Annotated in this window: 17 protein-coding genes; 13 read left to right on the top strand and 4 right to left on the bottom strand. The window is 74.5% G+C overall.

What is annotated here, in order from left to right:
- The first annotated feature begins 96 nt into the window (after positions 1-96).
- From Sdagh_RS35850 to Sdagh_RS35805, 10 genes are all read left to right on the top strand, one after another.
- Positions 97-3,240 (top strand): helix-turn-helix transcriptional regulator, encoded by a 3,144-nt coding sequence (locus Sdagh_RS35850; RefSeq protein ID WP_226536225.1) that lies wholly within the window; start codon positions 97-99, stop codon positions 3,238-3,240.
- A gap of 129 nt (positions 3,241-3,369) precedes the next feature.
- Positions 3,370-4,359, top strand: coding sequence for a polyprenyl synthetase family protein (locus Sdagh_RS35845; protein ID WP_189422295.1), 990 nt, complete (start codon positions 3,370-3,372; stop codon positions 4,357-4,359).
- Positions 4,360-4,387: 28 nt separating this feature from the next.
- A complete protein-coding gene (locus Sdagh_RS35840) occupies positions 4,388-6,382 on the top strand; it encodes a tryptophan 2,3-dioxygenase family protein (protein WP_189422293.1) in 1,995 nt (664 codons plus the stop codon).
- Positions 6,383-6,509: 127 nt separating this feature from the next.
- Entirely contained in the window at positions 6,510-7,535 is a 1,026-nt protein-coding gene (locus Sdagh_RS35835; RefSeq protein WP_189422291.1) for a polyprenyl synthetase family protein, read from the top strand.
- A 64-nt stretch (positions 7,536-7,599) separates the two neighbouring features.
- Positions 7,600-8,769: a cytochrome P450 gene (locus Sdagh_RS35830; RefSeq protein WP_189422289.1), complete on the top strand. Its 1,170-nt coding sequence runs from the start codon at positions 7,600-7,602 to the stop codon at positions 8,767-8,769.
- Positions 8,770-8,792: 23 nt separating this feature from the next.
- Positions 8,793-9,011 (top strand): ferredoxin, encoded by a 219-nt coding sequence (locus Sdagh_RS35825; protein ID WP_189422287.1) that lies wholly within the window; start codon positions 8,793-8,795, stop codon positions 9,009-9,011.
- Between the two features lie 39 nt (positions 9,012-9,050).
- Positions 9,051-10,841: an FAD-dependent monooxygenase gene (locus tag Sdagh_RS35820; protein ID WP_189422285.1), complete on the top strand. Its 1,791-nt coding sequence runs from the start codon at positions 9,051-9,053 to the stop codon at positions 10,839-10,841.
- Between the two features lie 2 nt (positions 10,842-10,843).
- Positions 10,844-11,233, top strand: coding sequence for a limonene-1,2-epoxide hydrolase family protein (locus Sdagh_RS35815; RefSeq protein WP_189422283.1), 390 nt, complete (start codon positions 10,844-10,846; stop codon positions 11,231-11,233).
- Positions 11,234-11,235: 2 nt separating this feature from the next.
- A complete protein-coding gene (locus tag Sdagh_RS35810; RefSeq protein WP_189422281.1) occupies positions 11,236-12,429 on the top strand; it encodes an acyl-CoA dehydrogenase family protein in 1,194 nt (397 codons plus the stop codon).
- A gap of 49 nt (positions 12,430-12,478) precedes the next feature.
- Positions 12,479-13,291, top strand: a complete 813-nt coding sequence (locus Sdagh_RS35805) for a transmembrane-type terpene cyclase (protein WP_190078126.1) — start codon at positions 12,479-12,481, stop codon at positions 13,289-13,291.
- On the opposite strand, the gene Sdagh_RS35800 is transcribed toward Sdagh_RS35805, so the two are convergent.
- The 4 genes from Sdagh_RS35800 to Sdagh_RS35785 all read right to left on the bottom strand — a co-directional run bounded on the left by Sdagh_RS35800 (position 13,271) and on the right by Sdagh_RS35785 (position 18,308).
- On the bottom strand, positions 13,271-13,912 hold the full coding sequence (locus tag Sdagh_RS35800) for a helix-turn-helix transcriptional regulator (protein WP_189422277.1): 642 nt from the start codon (positions 13,910-13,912) through the stop codon (positions 13,271-13,273). The genes Sdagh_RS35805 and Sdagh_RS35800 overlap by 21 nt on opposite strands.
- A 416-nt stretch (positions 13,913-14,328) precedes the next feature.
- Entirely contained in the window at positions 14,329-15,480 is a 1,152-nt protein-coding gene (gene ispG / locus Sdagh_RS35795; protein ID WP_226536223.1) for a flavodoxin-dependent (E)-4-hydroxy-3-methylbut-2-enyl-diphosphate synthase, read from the bottom strand.
- Complete coding sequence (locus tag Sdagh_RS35790) at positions 15,477-17,294, bottom strand: 1-deoxy-D-xylulose-5-phosphate synthase (RefSeq protein WP_190076556.1); 1,818 nt, start codon at positions 17,292-17,294, stop codon at positions 15,477-15,479. The genes ispG and Sdagh_RS35790 overlap by 4 nt, the downstream gene beginning before the upstream one ends.
- Before the next feature lie 12 nt (positions 17,295-17,306).
- Positions 17,307-18,308 carry a 4-hydroxy-3-methylbut-2-enyl diphosphate reductase gene (locus Sdagh_RS35785; protein ID WP_226536221.1) on the bottom strand — a complete coding sequence of 334 codons (1,002 nt, stop codon included), beginning with the start codon at positions 18,306-18,308 and terminating at the stop codon, positions 17,307-17,309.
- 283 nt (positions 18,309-18,591) lie between these two features.
- On the opposite strand from Sdagh_RS35785, the gene Sdagh_RS35780 reads away from it, so the two are divergent.
- The 3 genes from Sdagh_RS35780 to Sdagh_RS35770 all read left to right on the top strand — a co-directional run bounded on the left by Sdagh_RS35780 (position 18,592) and on the right by Sdagh_RS35770 (position 22,232).
- A complete protein-coding gene (locus tag Sdagh_RS35780; protein WP_226536219.1) occupies positions 18,592-19,341 on the top strand; it encodes an IclR family transcriptional regulator in 750 nt (249 codons plus the stop codon).
- A 177-nt stretch (positions 19,342-19,518) separates the two neighbouring features.
- Entirely contained in the window at positions 19,519-20,607 is a 1,089-nt protein-coding gene (locus Sdagh_RS35775; protein WP_306888569.1) for an SDR family oxidoreductase, read from the top strand.
- Positions 20,608-20,627: 20 nt separating this feature from the next.
- A complete protein-coding gene (locus Sdagh_RS35770; protein ID WP_372478506.1) occupies positions 20,628-22,232 on the top strand; it encodes a PfaD family polyunsaturated fatty acid/polyketide biosynthesis protein in 1,605 nt (534 codons plus the stop codon).
- Positions 22,233-22,251 lie beyond the last annotated feature (19 nt).

Below are 22,251 nucleotides of genomic sequence, written 5' to 3'. Positions count from 1 at the left end.
ACTCCGCTTCGGCAGGCGTTCGAAAGGTTACATTGACGTGGCCGACCGGGAGTTGACCCGGGAGATAGCCGGCCGGCGTCACGAGAGGAGGTCGGCGTGGCCCGAGCACGTGCCGCGGTCCGGGGCAGGGATCAGGAACTGGCGGTGCTGCGCGCGGCTTCGGCGGCCGACGGCGGACGCCTGGTCGTTCTCAAGGGGCCGGCCGGGATCGGCAGGTCGGCGCTGCTGGAGGAGGCGGAGCGGATGCTGGGCGCGGCCGGGGTGCGCGTCCTGGCGGTCCGTCCCGGCAGGGGCGGGGACGGCAGTACGGACGACGCCCCGGAAGGCGGTGCGGAGGCCGGCCGGGGTGGTGACGGCGGTGATCCGTACGCCCTGGCGCCGCTGGTGGGGGCCGTACGGGACCGGTTCGAGCAGTTCCAGGACGCCGGGCTGGCCGCGCCGCTCGGCGCCCTGGCCCGGATCGGTGACGCCGTGCGGCGGGACGGCGGCGGCTGGGCGCCGGCCATGGTCATCGCGCTGGATGAGCTGTTCGGCCGGCTCGGCCGCCGCGGGCGGGTCGCGCTGCTCGCCGACGATGTGCAGGAGGTGGCCGAGCCCGCCCCGGTGCTCACCGCGGCCCGCCGGGCCGGGTGCCTGGTGCTGGCCGCCTGCGAGGAGAGCGCCCAGTACGCGCCCGGCGTCGCCGAACTGCTGGCCGCCGCCGACCAGGTGGTGACGCTCGGGCCGCTGGACGACGAGGTCGCGGAGGCGCTCACCCGGCGGCTGCCGGGCCCGCGTCTCGACGAGGCGGTGCCGGGCGTGCTGCGCACCGCCCTGGGTCCGCTGTTCGGCAACCCCGGAACCCTGCTGGGCACCCTCGCCGATCTGCGCGGGCGGGGCCGGCTGGCCGTCTTCCGCGGGCGGCTGTGCCTGCGCGCGCCCCAGGAGCCGGTCGAACTGCCGGCCGGTCATCACCTCCTGCGCCGTACCAGGTCGTTCGGCGCGCCGGCCGTCCGGCTGCTGTCCTCGCTCGCCGTGTGGGACGGGTTCGGCGTCACCGATCTGCCGCTGCTCGCCGAGGTGACCGGGACCGATCTCACCGAGTGCGGCCGGTTGCTCGACCGGCTGATCGACGCGGAGGTGCTGGTCGCGGACGCGGCGGGCCGGGTGAGCTGCCGGTGCCCCGCGCTGGCCGCCGCCGCGGTCCGGCTGCCGGACGCCCGGCGCGGGGCCGCGTTGCACGCGTCGGTGGCCGAGCGGCTGCTGTCCCGGCGGCGGACCGGCGGAGCCGACCCGATGGCGCTCGCCGACCACATCGCGCGCGGCGGGCCGGCGGTCACGCTCGGCCGGCCCCGGATCGGCTGGCTGCTCGGCCTGGCCGCGGACGCGGAGCGGGAGCAGCCGGAGCGCGCGGCCCGGTGGTGCCTGGCGGCGCTCGCCCGCCTGTCCCCCGGGGACCCGGACCACGCCCGGACGCTGACCCGGCTGCTGAACCTCGTCGTCCGCACCGGCCGGTACGAGCTGCTGCGCGACGTGCTCGCCGGGTACGCGGAACGGGGCTGCGCGCCGGCCTCGCTGACGGAGATCCGTCTCGCGGCGATCCTGCTCGCCCTGCACACCGGCGAGCCGCCCGCCGAGGAGGCCGTGCGGTCCCTGCTCGACGAGGCGGTCACGGACCGCGAGCCGGCCGGTTTCGCCCAGTGGTGGTTCGGCCGTCCGCTGACGGGCGGCGGGGGCCGGGGGGCGGTCTTCGCGGCGGAGACGGGCGGGGCGGGCTCCCCGGGGGAGGCGCGGGGTGCCGTCCCCGTGGCGGGGACCGGCGGGGTGGCCGCGCCGATGGTCGCGCGGGACGCGGTTCGCACGGCGGGGTTGGGTGAGCCCCTCACGGACGCCCGGGACGCGGAGCCCGCGGCGGGAACCGGCGGGAGCACCACCCCCACGCACGCGCGGGACGCCCTCCTCACCGCGCACGCCGGCGGAGCCCCCGCACCCACAGCCCCGCGGGACGCGGAGCCCTCCACCCCCAAGGCCCCGCGGAACGCGGAAGCCCCCGCACCTACCGCCCCGCAGAGCACCGAACCCCCCGCCCCCGCGGACCCGCGCCACCCCTGTGCCGCCTCCGCGCCGGAGCTGATGGACCTCCTGAGTACCGCGCTCTTCGGGGACCTCGGGGCCTGCGAGCGGGTCTGGCACCGGCCTGTCCGGACGGCGGCGTCCCGGCGGGCGGGGCGGTCGCACGCCGGGCCGGAGCAGCCGGCGCCCGTCGCGCCCTCGGTGGCCGACCTGGCCACGCTGACGCACCTCGTCCTCGGCGCCCGCTACCGGAACCCCGGCACCGGTGTGCTCGGCGTGTACCGCCGGGTGGTGGACGGCTACACGGCCGTCGACTGGTCGGGGGCCATGTCCGCGGCCCGGGAACTGGAACTGTCGTCCGGCGAGGCCACGCTGGCGCACCAGGCGGCCCGCCTGTTCGCCGCCGACATGTGCGCCGCCCGCGGCGAGGCCCGGCAGGCGGCCGAGTGGCTGGCCGACGTGCGGCCGGTCCCCGGGCTGGCCGGGCCGCGCTCCTGGGTGCGGATCGGTCTGCTCAGCCGCGCGGGCGACGACCGGCGGGCGGCGCTGCTGGCCCTGCGGGTCAGCCGCCGGCTGCGCCGGGCCGGGGTCCACGCGGGCCTGCACCTGCTGCTGATGCGGGCGGTGCGGATCGCCGCGTTCGCCGACGACCACGACGGCGCGGCGGACCTGCTGGAGGAGGTCGAGCTGCTGTGCGGGGACACCGGGACGGACACCTCGGAGAGCCTGCTGCTGGCCCGCGGTCTGGTGGGCCGTGACGTCGAACAGGCCCGGCAGGCCGTCGAACTGGCCCGCAACCGGGGCGATCTGCCGTCGGTCCTCGACACCTGCCTGGTGATCGCGCGGTTCGCCGAGGACCCGCGGCCCTGGCTGCGCGAGGCACACGAACTGGCCACTCGCTGCGGCGCGTCGTCACTGCTGGAACGGGTCCGGGCGGTGACCCGGGAACGCGGCGTGCCCGCCCCCCGCAGCCGCGGCCGGCGGGAGGCGCCGGCCGTCACCGAGCGGCGCATCATCGACCTGATCGGCGAGGGCCTGACCAACCGGCAGATCGCGCTGCGCCTGCAGATCAGCGAGAAGACCGTGGAGAACCACCTGACCCGGCTGTTCGCGCGGACCGGCTGCCGCTCCCGGGTCGAGCTGGTCGCGGCCAGTCTGGGCGGCCGTCTCGGCCGGGCGACGACCTGAGCGCGCCGCGGTCTTCCGGGCCGTCGACTTTCGGACTCCGGACCGAAGATGCCATCCCTCGTTCCCACTCGGGCCGAGGCCGTCCGCCGGTGACGACAGCCCCCGGACGGCCTCCCTAACGTCGTGCCCATGACCGACATCGATGTTCCTCAGGTCGCCGATCCCGAGGTGGCAGCCATCGTGCGGGCCGAGGTGGAGAGCCGGTGGCCGCACGATGTATCGGGCCTCGACGAGCTGGTGCGGTACGGGCTGATGCCCTTCGGCAAGATGATGGGCCCCTGGCTGGTGATCCGTTCCAGTCTCGCGGTGGGCGGTGACATCGCCTCCGTCCTCCCCGCCGCGGTGGGGCTGGAATGTGTCCAGGTCGGCGCCATGATGCACGACGACATCATCGACAGCGACGGGGAGCGGCGCGCCAAGCCCGCCGCGCACACGGTGTTCGGTGAGTCGGCGGCCATCGTCGGCGGGGACGGGCTGTTCTTCCACGGCTTCTCCGCCCTGGCCGAGTGCGGCGAGGCCGGTGCCCCGCCGGAGCGCGTCGCCCAGGCGTTCACCGTGCTGGCCCGGACCGGACTGCGGATCGGGGACGCGGCCCTGCGGGAGATCCGGATGAGCCGCACCCTCTGCTCCGTCGAGGACTACCTCGCCATGATCGCGGACAAGAGCGGTGCCCTGCTGTGGATGGCCTGCGGTGTGGGCGCCACCCTGGGCGGGGCCGACGACACCGAGCTGAAGGCGCTCAGCGACTACAGCGACCAGCTGGGCATCGCGTACCAGATACGCGACGACCTGATGGCCTACGACGGCACCCGGGCGGGCAAGCCGAATGTCTCCGACGTCCGCAACGGCCGGCCCACCCTGCCGGTGCTGCTCGCCCACGAACGCGCCTCCGAGGCGCAGCGCCGGCGCATCGAGCGCCTCCTCGCCGACACCGCCGTACCCGTCGACGAGCGCTACGCGGCCATGGCCGAGCTGGTGCACGCCTACGACGGGACACAGGCGGCGCGCGAGGTGTCGCACCGTCACGTACGGATGGCCACGGCGGCGCTGGAGGCCCTGCCGCCCGGCGTCCACCGGGACGCGCTGGCGGATCTCACCGTGCCCGGCCGCCTGGTGTAGCGCGGACCCACTGCGAGGAGCTGGCCTGATGACCACCACCCCGACCTACGCGTCGTATCTGCGCCTGGACGAACTGCTCTCCCTCCAGCAGCCGCTCACCCCGGCGGAGCAGCGGGAGGTCAGCGACAGCGAGCGGCTCTTCATCGTCGTGCACCAGGCGGCCGAGACCCTGCTCAGCCAGGTGCTCGTCGACCTCAGACACATCGACGCCGGCCCGTGCGGACGGCAGTGCTTCGCCGAGCGGGTGGCCCGCGCGACGCGGCTGGTCGACGCCCTGACGGGACAGTTGACGCTGCTGCGCCGCACGCTGCGCCGGGAGGACTTCCTGCGGTTCCGGGACCGGTTCGGCACGGCCAGCGGGCTGGACTCGGAGCAGTTCAAGGAACTGTTCGCACGGGTCAGGAAGCTGACGAAACAGGGCGAGGGCGACCACTGGGCCGAGGAGGCCGGGCGGCTCGGCGAACTGGACGACGCCGTACGGCGGTGGCGGAGCACGCACCTGGAACTGGTGCGGTACATGCTCGGTGACCTGCCGGGCACCGGGGAGACCAGCGGCGCCGACTTCCTGGCCGCCCGCCTCGACGGCACACCGGGGGCATCCGCCGGTGAACAGCCGGCCGCCGCGCCGCCCCGCCCGGCCCCCGCGAGCGCCCCCGCCGCCCGGCCCCGGTCCTCCCTCGGGCATGTGGTCGTCGTGGGCGGCAGCGTGGCGGGCCTGCTCACCGCGCACGTCCTCGCCGGACACGCGGACCGGGTGACCGTCCTCGAACGCGACCAGTACGAGGACGGCCCCGGCCCCCGTCCGGGTGTGCCGCAGTCCCGGCACACCCATGTGCTGCTGGCCAGCGGGATGCGCGCGCTGGACGAGCTGCTGCCGGGGCTGCTGCCCGAGCTGACGGACGCGGGCGCGCCGCGGCTGGCGGTGCCGGGCGACCTCGGGGTGTGGCAGGCGGCGCAGTGGATATCCCGCCGCAATCCGTCCCGGCCGATCATGACCCCGTCCCGTCCCCTCCTGGAGCACCACATCCGCCGGCGGGTGCTGGCCGGGTCCGGCATCACCGTCCGCACCGGCGTCGAGGTGACGGGTCTGCTCGGCCGGCCCGGCCGCGTCACCGGCGTGGTGCTGCGCGAGCGCGGCGGCGACCACCACGGCCGCCAGGAGCTGGCCGCCGATCTCGTGGTCGACGCCACCGGCCGGGCCAGCCGCACCCCGCAGTGGCTGACCGAGCTGGGCGGCCGGGCCCCGGCCGAGGAAGTGGTGGAGACCGGGCGGGCGTACGCCACGTGCGCCTTCCACGCCGACCCGCCGGCCGCGGACCTGAAGGGTTTCTACCTCGTGCCCGACGCGGGGCAGCCGTACGGCGCGATCGTGCTGCCCGCCGAGGGCGACCGCTGGCTGGTCACGCTCTCCGGGCCGCGGGAGGAGACGCCGCCCACCGACCCGGAGGGCTTCGTCGACTTCGCCGGCCTGCTGCCGCACCCGGCCGTCCACAAGTGGCTGAGCGCGGCCCGCCCGCTCTCCCGGCCGGTGGGGTACCGGCACACCGCCAACCGGCGCCGCCGCTACGACCGGCTGGACCGCGACGCCACCGGACTGCTGGTGGTCGGGGACGCCGCGTGCGCCCTCAACCCCGTCTACGGGCAGGGCCTGTCGGCGGCGGCGCTCAACGCGGTCGCCCTGCGCGACGCGCTGGCCGGCCCTGCCGCCCCCTCCGTCCACGCCCTGCAACGGGCGGTGCTGCGCTCCTCCGGCCGGGCCTGGGAGGTGGCGACGGGCGCCGACAGTCCCGTGCCGGGAGCCACCGGCAACGCGGTGCGCGGCGGCCCGGCGGCCCGGCTGCTGAACCGGTACCTGGCCCGGGTGAGCGCGCACGTGCCGAACGACCCGGTGGTGTGCGCCGCCTACCGCGACGTCCTCTTCCTGCTCTCCCCGCCCCGCGCGCTGCTCACCTCCCCCCGCGTCCTGCGGCGGGCGCTGCTGAGCAGCCCCGGGCCGGCCTCCCGCGATCTGCCCACGCCGTGACCCTCACGAGCCGACAGCGAAGGTGCACCATGCGACACGCCAGTGTGTTCCCGGACCGTCCGTGTGCGGACCGGTCCCGGACGGCCTCCCGGCGCCCGGCCCGCCCGGCGGACGGCCGGTGGGCCTCATGACGACGACCCCGGTCCGCAGCCTCTCCCCCGTGCTCGACACCGGCCGTACGACGGTGGCGCCCGCGCTGCGGGACGCCGTCCGCACCCATCTGGGGCCGGAGATGAGCCGGATCGCCGAGTACCACTTCGGGTGGGCGGACGCCGCCGGGCGGCCCACCGGTTCCTGGGGCGGGAAGATGGTCCGGCCCACCCTGGCCCTGTTGTCGGCGCGGGCGGCGGGCGGCACCGCCGAGGACGGTCTGCCCGCCGCGCTCGCCATGGAGCTGGTGCACAACTTCTCGCTGCTGCACGACGACATCATGGACGGCGACGAGACCCGGCGCGGCCGGGCCACCGCGTGGACGGTCTTCGGCGAGCCGAACGCCATCCTGGCCGGCGACGCGATGGTCACCGCCGCCACCTCCGTGCTGCTCGCCGCGCCGGCCCCCGGAGCCCGGGCGGCCACCGTGTCCCTGATGGCCGCGACCCAGCGGATGATCGACGGGCAGACCGCCGACGTCGCCTTCGAGCAGCGCGACGACGTGACCCTCGCCGAGTGCGTGCGCATGGCCGGCGACAAGACGGGCGCCCTGCTCGGCTGCTCCTGCGCGCTCGGCGCCGAACTGGTCGGCGCGGAAGCCGGTTTGGTGGAGCACCTGAGCGCCTTCGGTGAGCACATCGGCCTCGCCTTCCAGCTCGTCGACGACCTGATCGGCATCTGGGGCGACCAGGACCGGGCCGGGAAGCGGATCGGGGCCGACCTGCGGGCCCGCAAGAAGTCGCTGCCCGTGGTGGCCGCGCTGAACTCCCCCGGCACGGAGGAGCTGCGCGCCCTGTACCTGGGTCCGGAGCCCCTGACCGAGACCGCCGTGCGGCACGTCGCCGACCTGGTGGAGCGGGCGGGCGGCCGGGACTGGGCGGAGCGGGAGGCTGCCCACCGGCTCACCGCGGCCCAGGAGGCCCTCGCCGCCGCCCGCATCCCCGAGGACGTGCGCGACGCGTTCCTGGAGGTCGCTGGCTTCGTCGTCGGCCGCCGGCTGTGAACCGGCACACCACCCCCGCCCCCAGGCCCGTACGGCCCCCGACCAGACAGAAAGGCGTCACCTCATGACCGACTCCATCGAGATCCCCATCGGGGGCCGGGCCGCCGGCTGCCCCTTCGCCCCCGTCCCCGAGCTGTACGAGGCGCAGAAGGACGAGGAGCTGCGCCGGGTCACCGTGCCCAGTCCGATGCTGGGCGCGTTCGACGCGGTGGTCGTCACCCGGTACGAGGACGTGAAGAACGTCCTCGCGGACGACCGGCTGCGGATGGGCGGCTCCATGCCGTACCAGGCGGGCAACCTGCTGAGCTACGACGGCCCCGAGCACACCCGGCTGCGGCGCATGCTGACCGCGTCGTTCACGGCCCGGCGGGCGCGCGAGCAGCGGCCGCAGATCGAGGAGGTCGTCACCGCCGCGCTGGACGAGGTGGAGAAGGCCGGTCCGGGCGCCGACCTGGTGCAGCTGTTCTGCACCCCCATCCCGACGCTGGTCATCTGCGAGCTGCTGGGGGTGCCCTACGCCGACCGCGAGGAGTTCCAGCGCCGCACCGCGATCGCGCTGGACTTCAGCAACAGCCGCGAGGTGCAGATGGAGAAGGCCGCCGAGATGGAGGCCTACATGGCCGGCCTCGTGGCCGGACACCGCGAGGAGCCGGGCGACAACGTCCTGGGCCGGGTGGTGCGCGAGTACGGCGACCAGCTGACCGACAGCGAACTGGCCGGCATCGGCAACATGCTGCTCATCGCCGGCCACGAGACGATCGCCAACACCCTCGCGTCGTCCATCGCCCTGCTGCTCCAGCACCCCGACCAGCTCGCGGTGGTCCGCGACGAGCCCGAGGCGGTCGACGGGGCCGTGGAGGAGCTGCTGCGGTACGTCGTGCCGGCCACCATCCTGCCCCGGCAGGCGTCGGGCGACATCCCGGTGCGCGACCAGGAGATCAAGGAGGGCGAGCGGGTGGTGGCGTCGGTGCTGGCAGCCAACCGGGACCTCGGGGCCTCCGGCGAGGACCTGGACCGGCTGGACGTGCGCCGCCCGGTGCAGCGCCACCTCACCTTCGGGTTCGGCCCCCACCAGTGCCTGGGCCAGCAGCTCGCGCGCATGGAGCTGCGGGTCGCGCTGCCCGCCCTGTTCAACCGGTTCCCCGAGCTGCGGCTGGCCGTCGCGCCGGAGGAGCTGGACTACCGGACCAACGCCCTGGTCTTCGGGGTGAACGCGCTGCCGGTCACCTGGTGACCCGGCGGGAAACGGAGAGCGCCATGAAGGTGGAGGTCGACGAGAGCCGCTGCCTCGCGGTCGGCAACTGCGCCCTGATCGCGCCGGAGGTCTTCGACCAGGGCGACGACGACGGCACCGTCGTCGTCCTCGACGCGGCCCCGCCGGAGCACACCCACGAGACGGTCCGGGCGGCGGCCCTGCGGTGCCCGGCCTCGGTCATCACCCTGCACGACGACACCACGCCCCCGCACGGGGCGTGACCCGCACCATGTACGACCCGCCCGGACCCAGGGGAATTCATGCTTGACACAGAGGTACCCGTTCTCATCGTCGGTGGTGGCGGCTGTGGACTCGCCGCGTCGGTCTTCCTGTCCGACGCCGGCGTGCCCCACCTGCTCGTGGAGCGTCGCGAGTCGACCTCGGTCCTCCCCCGGGCGCACTACCTCAACCAGCGCACCATGGAGATCTTCCGCCAGCACGGGATCGCCGACGACGTCTACCGGATCAGCTGTCCGCCGCAGCACATGAGCGAGGTCGCCTGGTACACCTCGCTGGCCGGTGACGGCCCCCTGGACGCCCGGGAACTGCACCGGATGGACTCCTTCGGCGGAGGCGTCACCGCCGGTCCCTACGCGGCCGACAGCACCGGCCCCTCGACCAACCTGCCGCAGCACCGGCTGGAGCCGCTGCTGCGCCGGCACGCGGAGCGCCGGGCGCCGGGCAGCCTGCTGTTCCACCACGAGCTGACGGAGTTCACCCAGGACGAGACCGGGGTGACCGCGCGGATCACCGACCGGGCCACCGGCGAGACGGGCACCGTCCGGGCCCGCTATGTGATCGGCGCCGACGGCGGCCGGAGCGTCGGCCGGGCGCTGGACATCCCGATGGACGGCGCCGGCGGCGGCTTCACCATCATCTCCGTCCACTTCAGCGCCGACCTGTCGCGCTGGTGGCCCGGCGACTCGGTGCTGATGACCCACATCTTCAGCCCCGACCAGGGGGTGTCGGTGGTCGTCGCCACCGGGCCCGACTGGGGCCTGGCCTCCGACGAGTGGGCCCTGCACTTCCGGGTGCCGCCCGGTGCCGAGGTGGACCTCGGCCACGAGGCGATCGCCGTGAAGGTACGGGAGGTGCTGACCCTGCCCGGGGACCTGGCCGTGCGGGTCCACCACGTCAGCGAGTACCGGCCGGAGGCGGTCGTGGCCCGCTCCTTCCGCTCCGGCCGGGTCTTCCTCGCCGGGGACGCCGCGCACCGGCAGCCGCCCGCCGCCGGCGGCGGTCTGAACACCGCGGTGCAGGACGCGCACAACCTCGCGTGGAAGCTCGGCGCGGTGCACGGCGGCCGGGCCGGCGAGGCGCTGCTCGACTCCTACGAGCCGGAGCGGCTGCCCGTCGCCACCCGCAACGTCAACTGGTCGATGACCTGCCTGCTCAACTACGGCGTCCTGTTCGCGAGCCTCGGCATGGTGCCCGGTCAGCCGGAGGCCACCCGGGCCGGCTTCACCGAGCTGTTCTCCGGCACACCGGTGGGCGAGACCCGGCGCAGCGTGGTGCGCGAGGTGTTCGGCACCCAGCGGATCGAGTACCAGGCGCACGACATCGAACTCGGCCACTTCTACCCGTCCGGCGCGCTGGTCCCGGACGGCACCGAGCCACCGCCCCGGGACCCGCTGGGCGCGGTCTACCGTCCGGTCACCCGGCCGGGCCACCGGCTGCCGCACGCCTGGCTGCTGCACGGCGACACCCGGGTGTCGACGCACGACCTCGTCGCCGGCGGCACCGGGTACACGCTGATCACCGGGCCGCTGAGCGAGGGCTGGGCGGTCGCGGCGAAGAAGGCCGCGGACACCCACGGGGTGCCGCTCGCCGTGGTGTCCGTCGGGAGCGGTTCCGACACGGCCGACTACCGGGACGCCGACGGCACCTGGGCCGCGGTCCGGGGCATCGACGACGACGGCGCCCTGCTGGTCCGCCCCGACCAGCACATCGCCTGGCGCAGCGTCCACGCCGGGCCGCACCTCGACCGGGACCTCGGCGCGGCCCTCGCCCGGGTCCTGGGCCGCACCGACGCGCCGACCACCGGGAGCTGAGCATGCCCGCCACCGACGCCGAGCGCCTCGTCCGCGCCTTCCTGACCGCGATGGGACCGACCCCCGAGGCCGTCCGGAAGGCCGTGGACGACCATCTGACCGACGACTGCGTGTGGGAGAACCCCGGGTCCCCGGTGTGCCGGGGCAAGGCGGAGATCCTCGCGCTGCTGCCGCCCGACTTCGCCCGGCTGGAGGTCAGGTTCCGGCACCTGGCCACGACCGGGGACACCGTCCTGGCCGAGCGGATCGAGAACATGTTCCGCGCCGACGGCACCCCGATCGCCCTGAACCTGAAGGTGATGGCGGCGTTCGAGGTGCGCGCCGGCCGGATCGGCGCCTGGCGCGACTACTACGACCACACCCATCTCGTCTCCGAGCGCCCGGACTGGTGACCATGACGTACGACCGAACGGACCTGCTGCGCCTGCGCTCCGAACTCGTGGACACGGTCCACAAGTTCGGCCCCGTCCTCGCCGAGGGGACCGCCGAGGGGGAGCGCGCCCGGCGGCTGCCCGACACCACGGTACGGGCGATCGAGGAGAGCCGGGTGGCCCGGCTGTGGACCGCCCGCGCCTACGGCGGACTGGAAGCCGACGTCCGCACCCTGAGCGAGGTCGTCAAGGCCCTCTCCCACCACTGCCCGTCGACCTCCTGGGTGGTCAACAACATCAACGGGTCGAACCTGCTGGCGGCGAAGTTCTCGCAGGCCGCCCGGGACGAGGTCTTCGGCGGCGGCCCCGACACCAAGCTCGCCTCGGTGTTCGCGGCCACGGGCACCGCGGTGCGCACCGACGGCGGGTTCCTGCTCACCGGTTCCTGGCCGTACGCCACCGGCATCCTGCACGACGACTGGGCGATCCTGGTCGCCCGCGAGCTGGGCCCGGACGGGCAGCCCGTCGGCGGGCTCTCCCTGCTGGTCCCGGTCTCCGACCTGACGATCGAGGACACCTGGCGCACCGTCGGGATGCGCGCCACCGGCAGCCACACGGTGGTGCTGCGGGACGCGTTCGTGCCCGCGCACCGGGTGATCTCGGCGGAGGCGCAGCGGGGACGGGAGAACACCACCGACACCTCGCTGCCCCCGCTGTTCCGTACGGCGGCGATCGCGGCCATGGCGGTCATCTGCGCCTCCGTGGTCGTCGGCATCGGCCAGGCCGCCCTCGCCCATGTCGTGGACAAGGCACCCGGGCGGGGCATCGCGCCCAGCCGGTACACGAGCCAGCCCGGCTCCCAGACCTTCGTCTCCGAACTCGGCCGCACGGCCCTGACGATCGACGCGGCCGAACTGCACGTGGACCGGGCCGCCGACGTCCTCGACGAGGCCGCCCGCGCGGCCACCGGCCTGCCCGACACCGAGCTGCTGCGCATCCGCGGTGACGTGGGCCAGGCCGTCAACCTGGTCACCGTCGCGCTGGACGAGCTGATGTGGGCGCACGGCGCGGCGGCCTTCGCCGAGTCGAACCCGTTGCAGCAGTACTGGCGGGACGCCAACACGGCGGCCCGGCACGCCATGCTCAACCCCCGGATCGGCCGGGAGCTGTACGGCGGTGCCTTCTTCGGGCTGGACCCCGTCGTGCCCAGCCTCTGACCCGCTCCACCCCCTCGCTCCCCGCCCGCTACGCCCACGAAGGAACGCCATGGACTGGCTGCCCCCCTACCTCATCCCGATGTCGCAGGTCGCACCGGTCACCCAGGGGCGGGCCGACATCCCGGACGCCTTGTTCTGGGCCTTCGCCGGACCGACCGCGATCGGCTGGCTGCTGACCTACGTCCTGGCGATCAGGCAGGCCTTCGTGGACCGGCGGGTGGGCATCCCCGCCTATCTGGTGGCGGTGAACTTCGCGTGGGAGTTCAGCCTCACCTTCGTGCTGGAGCAGCTGCCCTCACAGCGCGGGATCAACTTCCTGTGGGTGCTGTTCAACGCCGTACTGCTGTACCAGGCGCTGCGGTTCGGGCCGCGCGACCACCCGGGGCTGACGCCCCGGGTCTTCCGGTGGACGTTCGCCGGCGTGCTGGTCTGGGCGGGGCTGATGGTCGTCGTGGGGGCGAACGAGTTCCACGACCTCGACGGGATGTACACCGGGATGATCATCCAGGTGCCGTTGAGCGCCTCGTTCCTGTACCTGCTCAGGCGGCGCGGGTCCAGTGCGGGCCAGTCCCTGTACATCGCCGTCGCCAAGCTGGTGGGCTCCCTCTTCGCCGGGCTCACCGCGTTCGTCCTCTATCCGTCCCACCACCTGCTCCAGGTGCTGGTGCCGACGTACGTGGTCCTGGACGTCGCCTACCTGGTGCTGCTGCGCCGGACGATGCTCCGTGAGGGCCGGCCGCTGTGGGCCTTCCGCCGGCCGGCCCAGGGCCCCGGGGCAGTGGGCGCGGCCGGTGGTGCGGCGGCGGCCGGTCCCGGTCGGGTGCCGGCCACCGCGGGCCGGTCAGATGACGCCGCTGCGTAGCGCGTAGGCCACCGCGTGCGGGCGGTTGCGCAGGTTCAGTCTCCGGGTCACCCCGAAGATGACGCGTTTGACCGCCCGTTCCGACAGGCACATCTTGTCGGCGATCTCGGCGGTGTCCAGGCCCTCCGACATCAGCCGCAGGACGTCGATCTCCCGGGGGGTCAGCCCGGAGGTGTGCAGGCCGTGCGGTGACAGCACCTCGCGCTGCATCCGCTCGATCTGCCGGAGCAGTTCGCCGAGGAGCGGGGCGGGGAGCGCGCCGCCGCCGGCCGCGGCGGTGCGCACCGCCTCCTCGATGCGCTCGCTGGTGGCGGCCACCCGCGGCAGTACCGCCACCACCTGGCACTCCACGGCGGTGAACAGGTCGGCCCGGTCGATCTCCGAGGGGATGAGCACGATCGGGATGCGAAGGGTGTTCTTTATCCTGCGCAGCAGCGACGTCACTTCCACCGTCATGCGGTCGGCGACGACGACGGCGACGTCGGCCGGTTCGGGGCGTTCTTCGGAGACGACCTCGATGGCGGGGGTGGCGTCGAGATGGCTGCTGATGGCCGACCGGGTCAGTGGATCGGGGGCCCGCACCAGTGCCTTGATCGGACGGATCGTAGTGTGGGGGGTCATGGCGAAACCTCCAGGAACGGGGGCAGCGTGCTCGCCGGGACATGCCGTCGCGTGCCGTGAGTCGATCGTCATGTCCCGTGAGCCGGTGGGCGGCGCCGTGCGGTGACGCCGCTCAGGACGGCCGGGAGTGCCGACGTGACCGAGCGCACCGGCCAGGGGACGGGGCCGGGCGGGTGAGTGAGCCGCGCTCGCCCGGACAAGGGCGGACGGGATCCCGGCGTCGGGTGCCCGTCACTCGTGGCGCGGCCGGTGTTCGATGCGGGTCCGGCAGTGGGCGTGCCAGCACGTCGAAGCTCCCCGAGAGTGGCCTGTCATGGTCGGTAACCGTCGGAAAACGATGTACCGACCATACTGTGGCCGCTCCCGGGGAGCCGGTTGACCGGGGCTTTCGCGTTCTCCGGAGGGGAATCCCTCGCTCAGCCCGCGACGACCGTGACGGAGCCCCCGTCCACCACGTCCATCGTCTCGGCGAGGATCATGGCCTCCTCGATGAGGGTCTCGACGATCTTGGACTCGGGGACGGTCTTGATGACCTCGCCCTTGACGAAGATCTGCCCCTTGCCGTTGCCGGAGGCGACGCCGAGGTCGGCCTCGCGGGCCTCACCGGGGCCGTTGACCACGCAGCCCATGACGGCGACCCGCAGCGGCACCTCCATGCCCTCCAGTCCTGCGGTGACCTCCTCGGCCAGCTTGTAGACGTCCACCTGGGCCCGGCCGCAGGACGGGCAGGAGACGATCTCCAGCTTCCGGGGGCGCAGGTTCAGCGACTGGAGGATCTGCGCGCCCACCTTGGCCTCCTCCACCGGCGGGGCGGAGAGGGAGACCCTGATGGTGTCGCCGATGCCCTGGCGCAGCAGCGCGCCGAAGGCGACGGCGGACTTGATGGTGCCCTGGAAGGCCGGTCCCGCCTCGGTGACGCCCAGGTGCAGCGGGTAGTCGCACTGCTCCGCGAGGATCTCGTAGGCGCGGATCATGATCACGGGGTCGTTGTGCTTGACGGAGATCTTCAGGTCGTGGAAGTCGTGCTCGGCGAAGAGCGACGCCTCCCACAGCGCCGACTCGGCCAGCGCCTCGGGCGTGGCCTTGCCGTACTTGCGCATCAGCCGCTGGTCCAGCGAACCGGCGTTCACGCCGATCCGGATGGGGGTGCCGTGGTCCTTGGCGGCGCGGGCGATCTCGCCCACCTTGTCGTCGAACTTCTTGATGTTGCCGGGGTTGACGCGGACCGCGGCGCAGCCGGCCTCGATGGCCGCGAAGACGTACTTGGGCTGGAAGTGGATGTCGGCGATGACCGGGATCTTGGACTTCCTGGCGATCGCGGGCAGCGCCTCGGCGTCGTCGGCGCTGGGGCAGGCGACGCGGACGATGTCGCAGCCGGCGGCGGTGAGTTCGGCGATCTGCTGGAGGGTGGCGTTGACGTCGGCCGTGACGGTCGTGGTCATCGACTGCACCGAGATCGGGTGGTCACTGCCCACGCCGACCGTGCCGACCCGCAGCTGACGGGTGGGGCGGCGGTCGGCGAGCGTGGCGGGGGGCGGAGCGGGCATACCGAGCGCGACCTGGGTCACCGCGGTGTCCTTTCCCGGGAGGAGGGGGCGGGTGTACGCGCCGGCGTGGTGTCGCCGAGCAGCGCGCGGGCGGAATCGGCGACGGACCGGGCGGTGAGGCCGTGGTCGGCCAGGATGGCGGGCCGTTCGCCGTGGCTGAGGAACTCCCGGCGCAGCCCCAGGGCGTGCACCGGGCCGGGGACGCGGGCGTCCGCGCAGGCCTGGGCCAGGGCCGTGCCCACGCCGCCGGCCCGGATGCCGTCCTCCAGGCAGAGGGTGAGCCGGTGGCGGGAGGCCAGGTGGGTGAGGGCGGGCGCGACGGGGAGCACCCAGCGCGGGTCGACGACGGTCACGCCGACGCCCTCCTCGGCGAGGAGTTCCGCGGCGCCCAGGGCGGGGCCGGCGAGGACGCCGGTGGAGACCAGCAGGACGTCGAGGGGCCGGGACCGGGTGCGGTGGAGGATGTCGACGCCCTCCATGCGGGTCAGGGCGGGGATCTCGGGTCCGGCGCCGCCCTTGGGGAAGCGCAGCGCGGTCGGGCCGTCCTGCACGGACAGCGCCTCGCCCAGCAGTTCGGCGAGCCGGGCGGTGTCGCGGGGGGCGGCGACGCGCATGCCCGGCACGGTGCCGAGCAGGGCGAGGTCCCACATGCCGTGGTGGCTGGCCCCGTCGGGGCCGGTGACGCCGGCCCGGTCCAGGACGAAGGTCACCGGCAGGTTGTGCAGGGCGACGTCCATCATGATCTGGTCGACGGCGCGGTTGAGGAAGGTGGCGTAGAGGCAGACCACCGGGTGCAGGCCGCCCATGGCGAGGCCGGCGGCGCTGGTGACGGCGTGCTGCTCGGCGATGCCCACGTCGAAGACGCGCTCCGGGAACCGCTCGGCGAAGCCGTGCAGGCCGACCGGCCTGAGCATCGCGGCGGTCAGCGCGACGACCTCGGGCCGCTCGGCGGCGATCCGCTCCAGCTCCGCGCCGAACGCGGCGGTCCAGCCGGGCGAGGACGCGGTACGCGACCGGCCCGTCGCGGGGTCGAGGACGCCGATGCCGTGCATGCGGTCGGCCTCGTCCTCCTCGGCGTGCGCGTAACCGCGGCCCTTCTCGGTGACGCAGTGGACGACGACCGGCCGGCCGAGCCGCGCGGCGCCTCGGAGGGCCTCCTCGACGGCGGCGATGTCGTGCCCGTCGACCGGGCCGAGGTAGGCGAGGCCGAGGGTCTCGAAGAGGTTCGGTCCCGGCTCCCCGGCGCCGCGCAGCGCGGTCAGGTGGTCGGCCAGGCCGCCGACGGTGGGGTCGTAGGAGCGGCCGTTGTCGTTGAGGACGACGATCACCGGCCGGCCGCCCCGGCCGAGGTTGTTCAGGGCCTCCCAGGCCATGCCGCCGGTCAGCGCGCCGTCCCCGATGACGGCGATCACCCGGCGGTGTTCCTCACCGCGCAGCCGGTGGGCCTTGGCCAGGCCGTCGGCGTAGGAGAGGGCCGTGGAGGCGTGGGAGTTCTCCACGTGGTCGTGGGGGGACTCGGCGCGCATGGGGTAGCCGGACAGTCCGCCCTCGGCGCGGAGGGTGTCGAAGGCGGCCTGCCGGCCGGTGAGCACCTTGTGGACGTAGGACTGGTGTCCGGTGTCGAACACGATGCGGTCGACCGGCGAGTCGAAGACCCGGTGCAGCGCGATGGTCAGTTCGACCACGCCGAGGTTGGGACCGAGGTGCCCGCCGGCGGCGCACACCTTGTCGACCAGGAATTCCCTGATCTCGTCCGCCAGCGCGGGCAGTCGGTCCGGTCGCAGTTCCTTCAGCCGGCGCGGTCCCGTGACCTGGCCGAGCACAGTCGATGACACGTCTCTCCTCGCTCAGCTGGAACGGTCGCCCGCCGCCCGCCGCGACTGGCCGCGTACGGACGAGGGAAGGTCGAAGCTCACGGTCTCGCGTGCGATCTCGCGCTCCTCCACCTGGACCGGCCCGAACTCGCCGAGGCGGTCGACGACCTCGGTGACCAGGGCGGGCGGCGCGGAGGCGCCGGCGGTGAGGCCCACGGTGCGGACGCCCTCCAGCCACTGGGGCCGGATGTCGCCGGCGCGGTCGATCAGTTCGGCCCGGGTGCCCTCGCGGCGGGCGATCTCGACCAGGCGGACCGAGTTGGAGGAGTTCTCCGAGCCGACGACGAGCACGAGGTCGGACTCCGCGACGATCGCCTTGAGCGCGGCCTGCCGGTTGGTGGTGGCGTAGCAGATGTCGTCGGACGGGGGTTCCTGGAGCAGCGGGAACCGCTCCCGGAGCGCGCCGACGACCTCCTCGGTCTCGTCCACGGCGAGGGTGGTCTGGGTCAGGTAGGAGACCTGCCCGCCGACGGCGGCCGGCAGGCCGCGGGCCTCCTCGGGGGTGGAGACCAGCACCATCGACCGCGGTGCCTCGCCCATCGTGCCCTCGACCTCCTCGTGTCCGGCGTGGCCGACGAGCACGACGGTGTCGCCGCGGGCCGCGAACCGGCGTGCCTCGGCGTGCACCTTGGCGACCAGGGGACAGGTGCCGTCGATGACCTCCAGGCCCCTGCGGTCGGCCTCCTGGCGTACGGCGGGCGACACCCCGTGGGCGGAGAACACCACCGTGGCGTCGTCGGGCACCTCGTCCAGTTCCTCGACGAAGACGGCACCGCGCGCGGCGAGGTCGTCGACGACGGTGACGTTGTGCACGATCTGCTTGCGGACGTAGACGGGAGCACCCCGCTGTTCCAGAGCCCGCTCCACGATCTCGATGGCCCTCTCGACCCCGGCGCAGAAGGAACGGGGGCCGGCCAGCAGGACACGGCGGGTCACGCCGTCCCCCGCGTTCTCGTACGAGCTCACATCAGCCATGGTCGGGACAGTACGGAGGGCCGGGCGGTCGGCTCTACGGCGGTTTCCACTTTCCGGAACGGTGGTTGCCGCTTGCCCGTGGCGAGCCCGCCGAAAGGGCCCGACCCCGAGCATCCTCGGGACAGCATCCCCGGCCGGCCTTGAGTCCGCCAGGCCCGCGCGGATAGGGATGGAGGCCGGTTGGTCGGTGTGCTTCGTCGACGGGAGCATCACGGTGGACGGTGAACGGCAGCCTCGGGCGGCGCGCGCGGGAGCGGGCGCGGGCACAGGGGCGGGCACGGTCGTGCCCGGCGCCCCGGGGGGCCCGCTGCGCAAGGCGCTCACCGTGCTGGAGACACTGGCCGAGGCGTCGCGTCCGCTGACCCTGTCGGAGCTGTCCCGGCTGGTGAACCTGCCCAAGTCGACGCTGCACCGCCTGATGCGGGCGCTGACCGACATGGGGCTCGCCGTGCGGCGGGAGTCGAAGTCGTACGAACTGGGCACGTATCTGTCCCGGCTGGCGGCGACGCGGGGGCCGGCGGGGGTGCAGCGGCTGAGCTATCCGGTCACGCCCTTCCTGATCGAGCTGTTCCAGCTCACTCACCGGATCGTCAGCCTGGGCACGTTGTCGGGCACGCGGGTCCAGCACGTCGGGACGCTGTACGGCCAGGAGCACGTGCGGCTCGCGATGGCCCTGCGGCAGCCGGTCCCGGCGCACCGCTCGGCGGCGGGCAAGCTGCTGCTGGCGATGGACCAGCGCGACCCGGCGGACCTCTTCGACACGGCGGCCGCCGACCTGAGCATGACCCGGGCCCGGACGGACGCGATGCGGCGCGAGTTCGACCGCATCCGGCGGACCGGGCTGTCGTACGCCCGCAGCGAGTGCATTCCCGACCTGGTCGAACTGGCCGCCCCGGTGCGGCTGGGGAAGACGGGTCCGCTGGCGGCGGTCGTGGTGGGCGACACGGTGAACACCCGGGATCTGCGCGGGGTCGCCCGGGTCCTGCTCGACACGGTCGACGCCATCGAGCAGCAGCTGGCCGACGCCTGCTGACGTCCCGGCGGCTTCCGGCGCTTATCAACGACGGCCGTGGTGTGTCCGGATAATCGGTGACTGTCAGCAGAAGCGGTGATCTCTCCGTTCTTCTCCCTCTCCCTCCGGCGGCGCGCGGCACAGTGGTCGCTTCGTAAGGCCGTCGTCGGGTGCGGGACAGGGGAGGGTGCGGTGCGGGTGGCGTTGACCGGGGCCACGGGTTTCCTGGGGCTTCGGCTCCTGGACGAACTGCTGTGCCGCCACCGGTCGGTCACGGTGCTCGCGCGCGGCGAGCCGGAGCGCGCGCGGGAGCGGATCGCCAGGGGCCTGGCCCGGTTCGCCACCCCCCGCCCCGACCTCCCCGCCCGGCTCCGGGTGGTGTCCGCGCGCATCACCGAGCCCCGCCTCGGCCTGCCGGAGGACGCCCACCGGGAGCTGGCCGACTCGCTGGACGCCGTCTGGCACTGCGCCGGCGACACCACGCTCGACGGCGACCTGGCCGTGCTGCGCCGGGTCAACGTGGCGGGCACCCGGCACGTCCTGGACCTGGCCGGGGCCGGGAGCGGGCAGCCCATGGTGTTCCACGTCTCCACCGCGTTCGTCGCGGGGGCGCGCCGTGCCGGGGTGGTGTACGAGGACGAACTGACCGACGCCTACGGTTTCGAGGGCGCTTACGAGCGCTCCAAGTACGAGGCGGAGCTGCTGGTGCACGCCTGGGCGCGGGCCACCGGACGGCCGGCGGTGGTCTTCCGGCCCAGTGTGCTGACCACGGGCCTGCCGCCCCACCCGGACCTCCCCGAGCACCCACTGCTGAACATCGAGCGCACCCTGACCGGCATGGAGCGGTCCTACTTCGGCCCCGGCGGGCTGCGGGAACACGGCCGGTTCCGGATCGTGGGCCGGCCGGACGGGCAGCTCAACCTGATGCCGGTGGAGGACGCCGCCGCCGTGATGGCCCGGCTCGCGGACCTGCCCCCGGCCGGCGGGGTGGAGACGTACCACGTCGTGCACGGCCGGGAGACGCCGGTCGAGGAGTTCCGGCGGCTGCTGGAGCGGCTCACCGGGGTCCGGGTGGCGATCGTGCCGCGGCTCACCGACCCCTCCCCGCGCGAGGCGGCCGTCGCCGTCGTCAGCGGGGTCTTCTGCTACCTCGGGCAGCGCCGCCGCTACGACGACTCCCGGGTGCGGGCCCGTCTCGGGCCCCCGGGCGTCCCGGCCCGCGTCGACGCCGACTACCTGCTCTCCGGGCTCCGGCCCGTCCCCCGTCCGGAAGGAGCCGTACGGTGACCACGACCCAGCCGCAGGGCGTGTCCGGGGCCGGTGCCGGGACGGCCCCGCCGTGCTGGCGGCCCGGCCCCGAGCCGGCCGTGTTCGACCCGGCCGGGATCACCGCGTACGCGGGCCGTGTCCGGGAGCCGGTGCACGTGGTGCGCGGCGACGCCGGGTACGGGCTGGCGGTGGGCGGCGCGCTCGGTCCCGGCGGGGGGTGTCCGCTGGTCGGGACGGTGCCGCCGGTGTACCCGGAGTGGCTGGGCGACCGCGGGTTCGCCGAGGCGCACGGGACGCGGTTCCCGTACGTGGCCGGGGAGATGGCGGGCGGGATCGCCACCACACGGATGGTGACCGCGCTGGCCGGGGCCGGGCTGCTGGGCTTCTTCGGCGCCGCCGGGCTCGGCCCCGACCGGGTGGCGCGGGCGGTGGCGGAGCTGACCCGGGATCTCGGCGACCGGCCCAACTGGGGGGTGAACCTGATCCACTCCCCCGCCGAGCCCCGGCTGGAGTGGCAGGTCGCCGATCTGCTGCTGCGCCACGGGGTGCGCCGTGTCTCCGCGTCCGCCTATCTGGACCTGACCCCGGCCGTGGTCCGCTGCTCGGCGGCCGGACTGCGGCAGGACGCCGACGGGCGGGTGGTCCGGGACACCCGCCTCTTCGCCAAGGTGTCCCGGCGCGAGGTGGCGGAGCGGTTCATGTCGCCCGCGCCGGACGCCCTGCTGGACGCCCTGGTCCGGGACGGCGCGCTCACCGCCGAACAGGGCCGGCTGGCCCGCCGGGTCCCGGTCGCCGAGGACGTGACCGTGGAAGCGGACAGCGGCGGCCACACCGACAACCGCCCGCTGACGGTGGTCCTGCCCGAACTGCTGGCGCTCCGCGACACCCTCACCGCCCGGTACGGCTACGGCCGGCCGGTCCGCGTCGGCGCCGCCGGCGGACTGGGCACCCCCGCCGCGGTGGCCGGCGCGTTCGCCCTCGGCGCGGCCTATGTGACCACCGGCTCGGTCAACCAGCTGGCCGTGGAGTCCGGGCTGTCCGCGGACGCCCGGGAACTGCTGGCCGGAGCCGGCGTCACCGACGTGGCCATGGCACCGGCCGCCGACATGTTCGAACAGGGCGTACGGGTCCAGGTGGTGACGCGGAACACCCTGTTCGCGGCGCGCGCCGGACGGCTGTACGACACCTACCGGCGGTACCGGTCGCTGGGGGACCTCCCGGCCGACCTCCGGCAGCGGCTGGAACGGGAGGTGTTCGGCGCCGGTCTGGACGAGATCTGGGCACGGACCGAGCGGTTCTGGCAGCGGCGCGACCCGGAGCAGCTGGCCCGCGCCGCCCGCGATCCCCGGCACCGGATGGCCCTGGTGTTCCGGTGGTACGTGGGCAACGCCAGCCGGTGGGCGATCGAGGGCCGCGTGGAGCGCCGTACCGACTACCAGCTGTGGGCCGGACCCGCGCTCGGCGCGTTCAACGGCTGGGTCCGGGGCAGTCTGCTGGCCGACCCGGAGCGGTGCACGGTCACCCAGATCGCGCTGAACCTGCTGGAGGGCGCGGCCGTCGTCACCCGCGCCCATCAGCTGCGCACCTTCGGCGTCCCGGTGCCGGACGCCGCCCTGACCTTCCGTCCCCGCCAACTCGCCTGACCGCTTCCCAAAAGGTGCC

The organism is Streptomyces daghestanicus, assembly GCF_020521275.1.
Lineage (GTDB): Bacteria > Actinomycetota > Actinomycetes > Streptomycetales > Streptomycetaceae > Streptomyces > Streptomyces griseoviridis.
The sequence above is the reverse complement of the archived record's forward strand: the minus strand, read 5'-3'. Positions and strand labels throughout refer to the sequence as shown.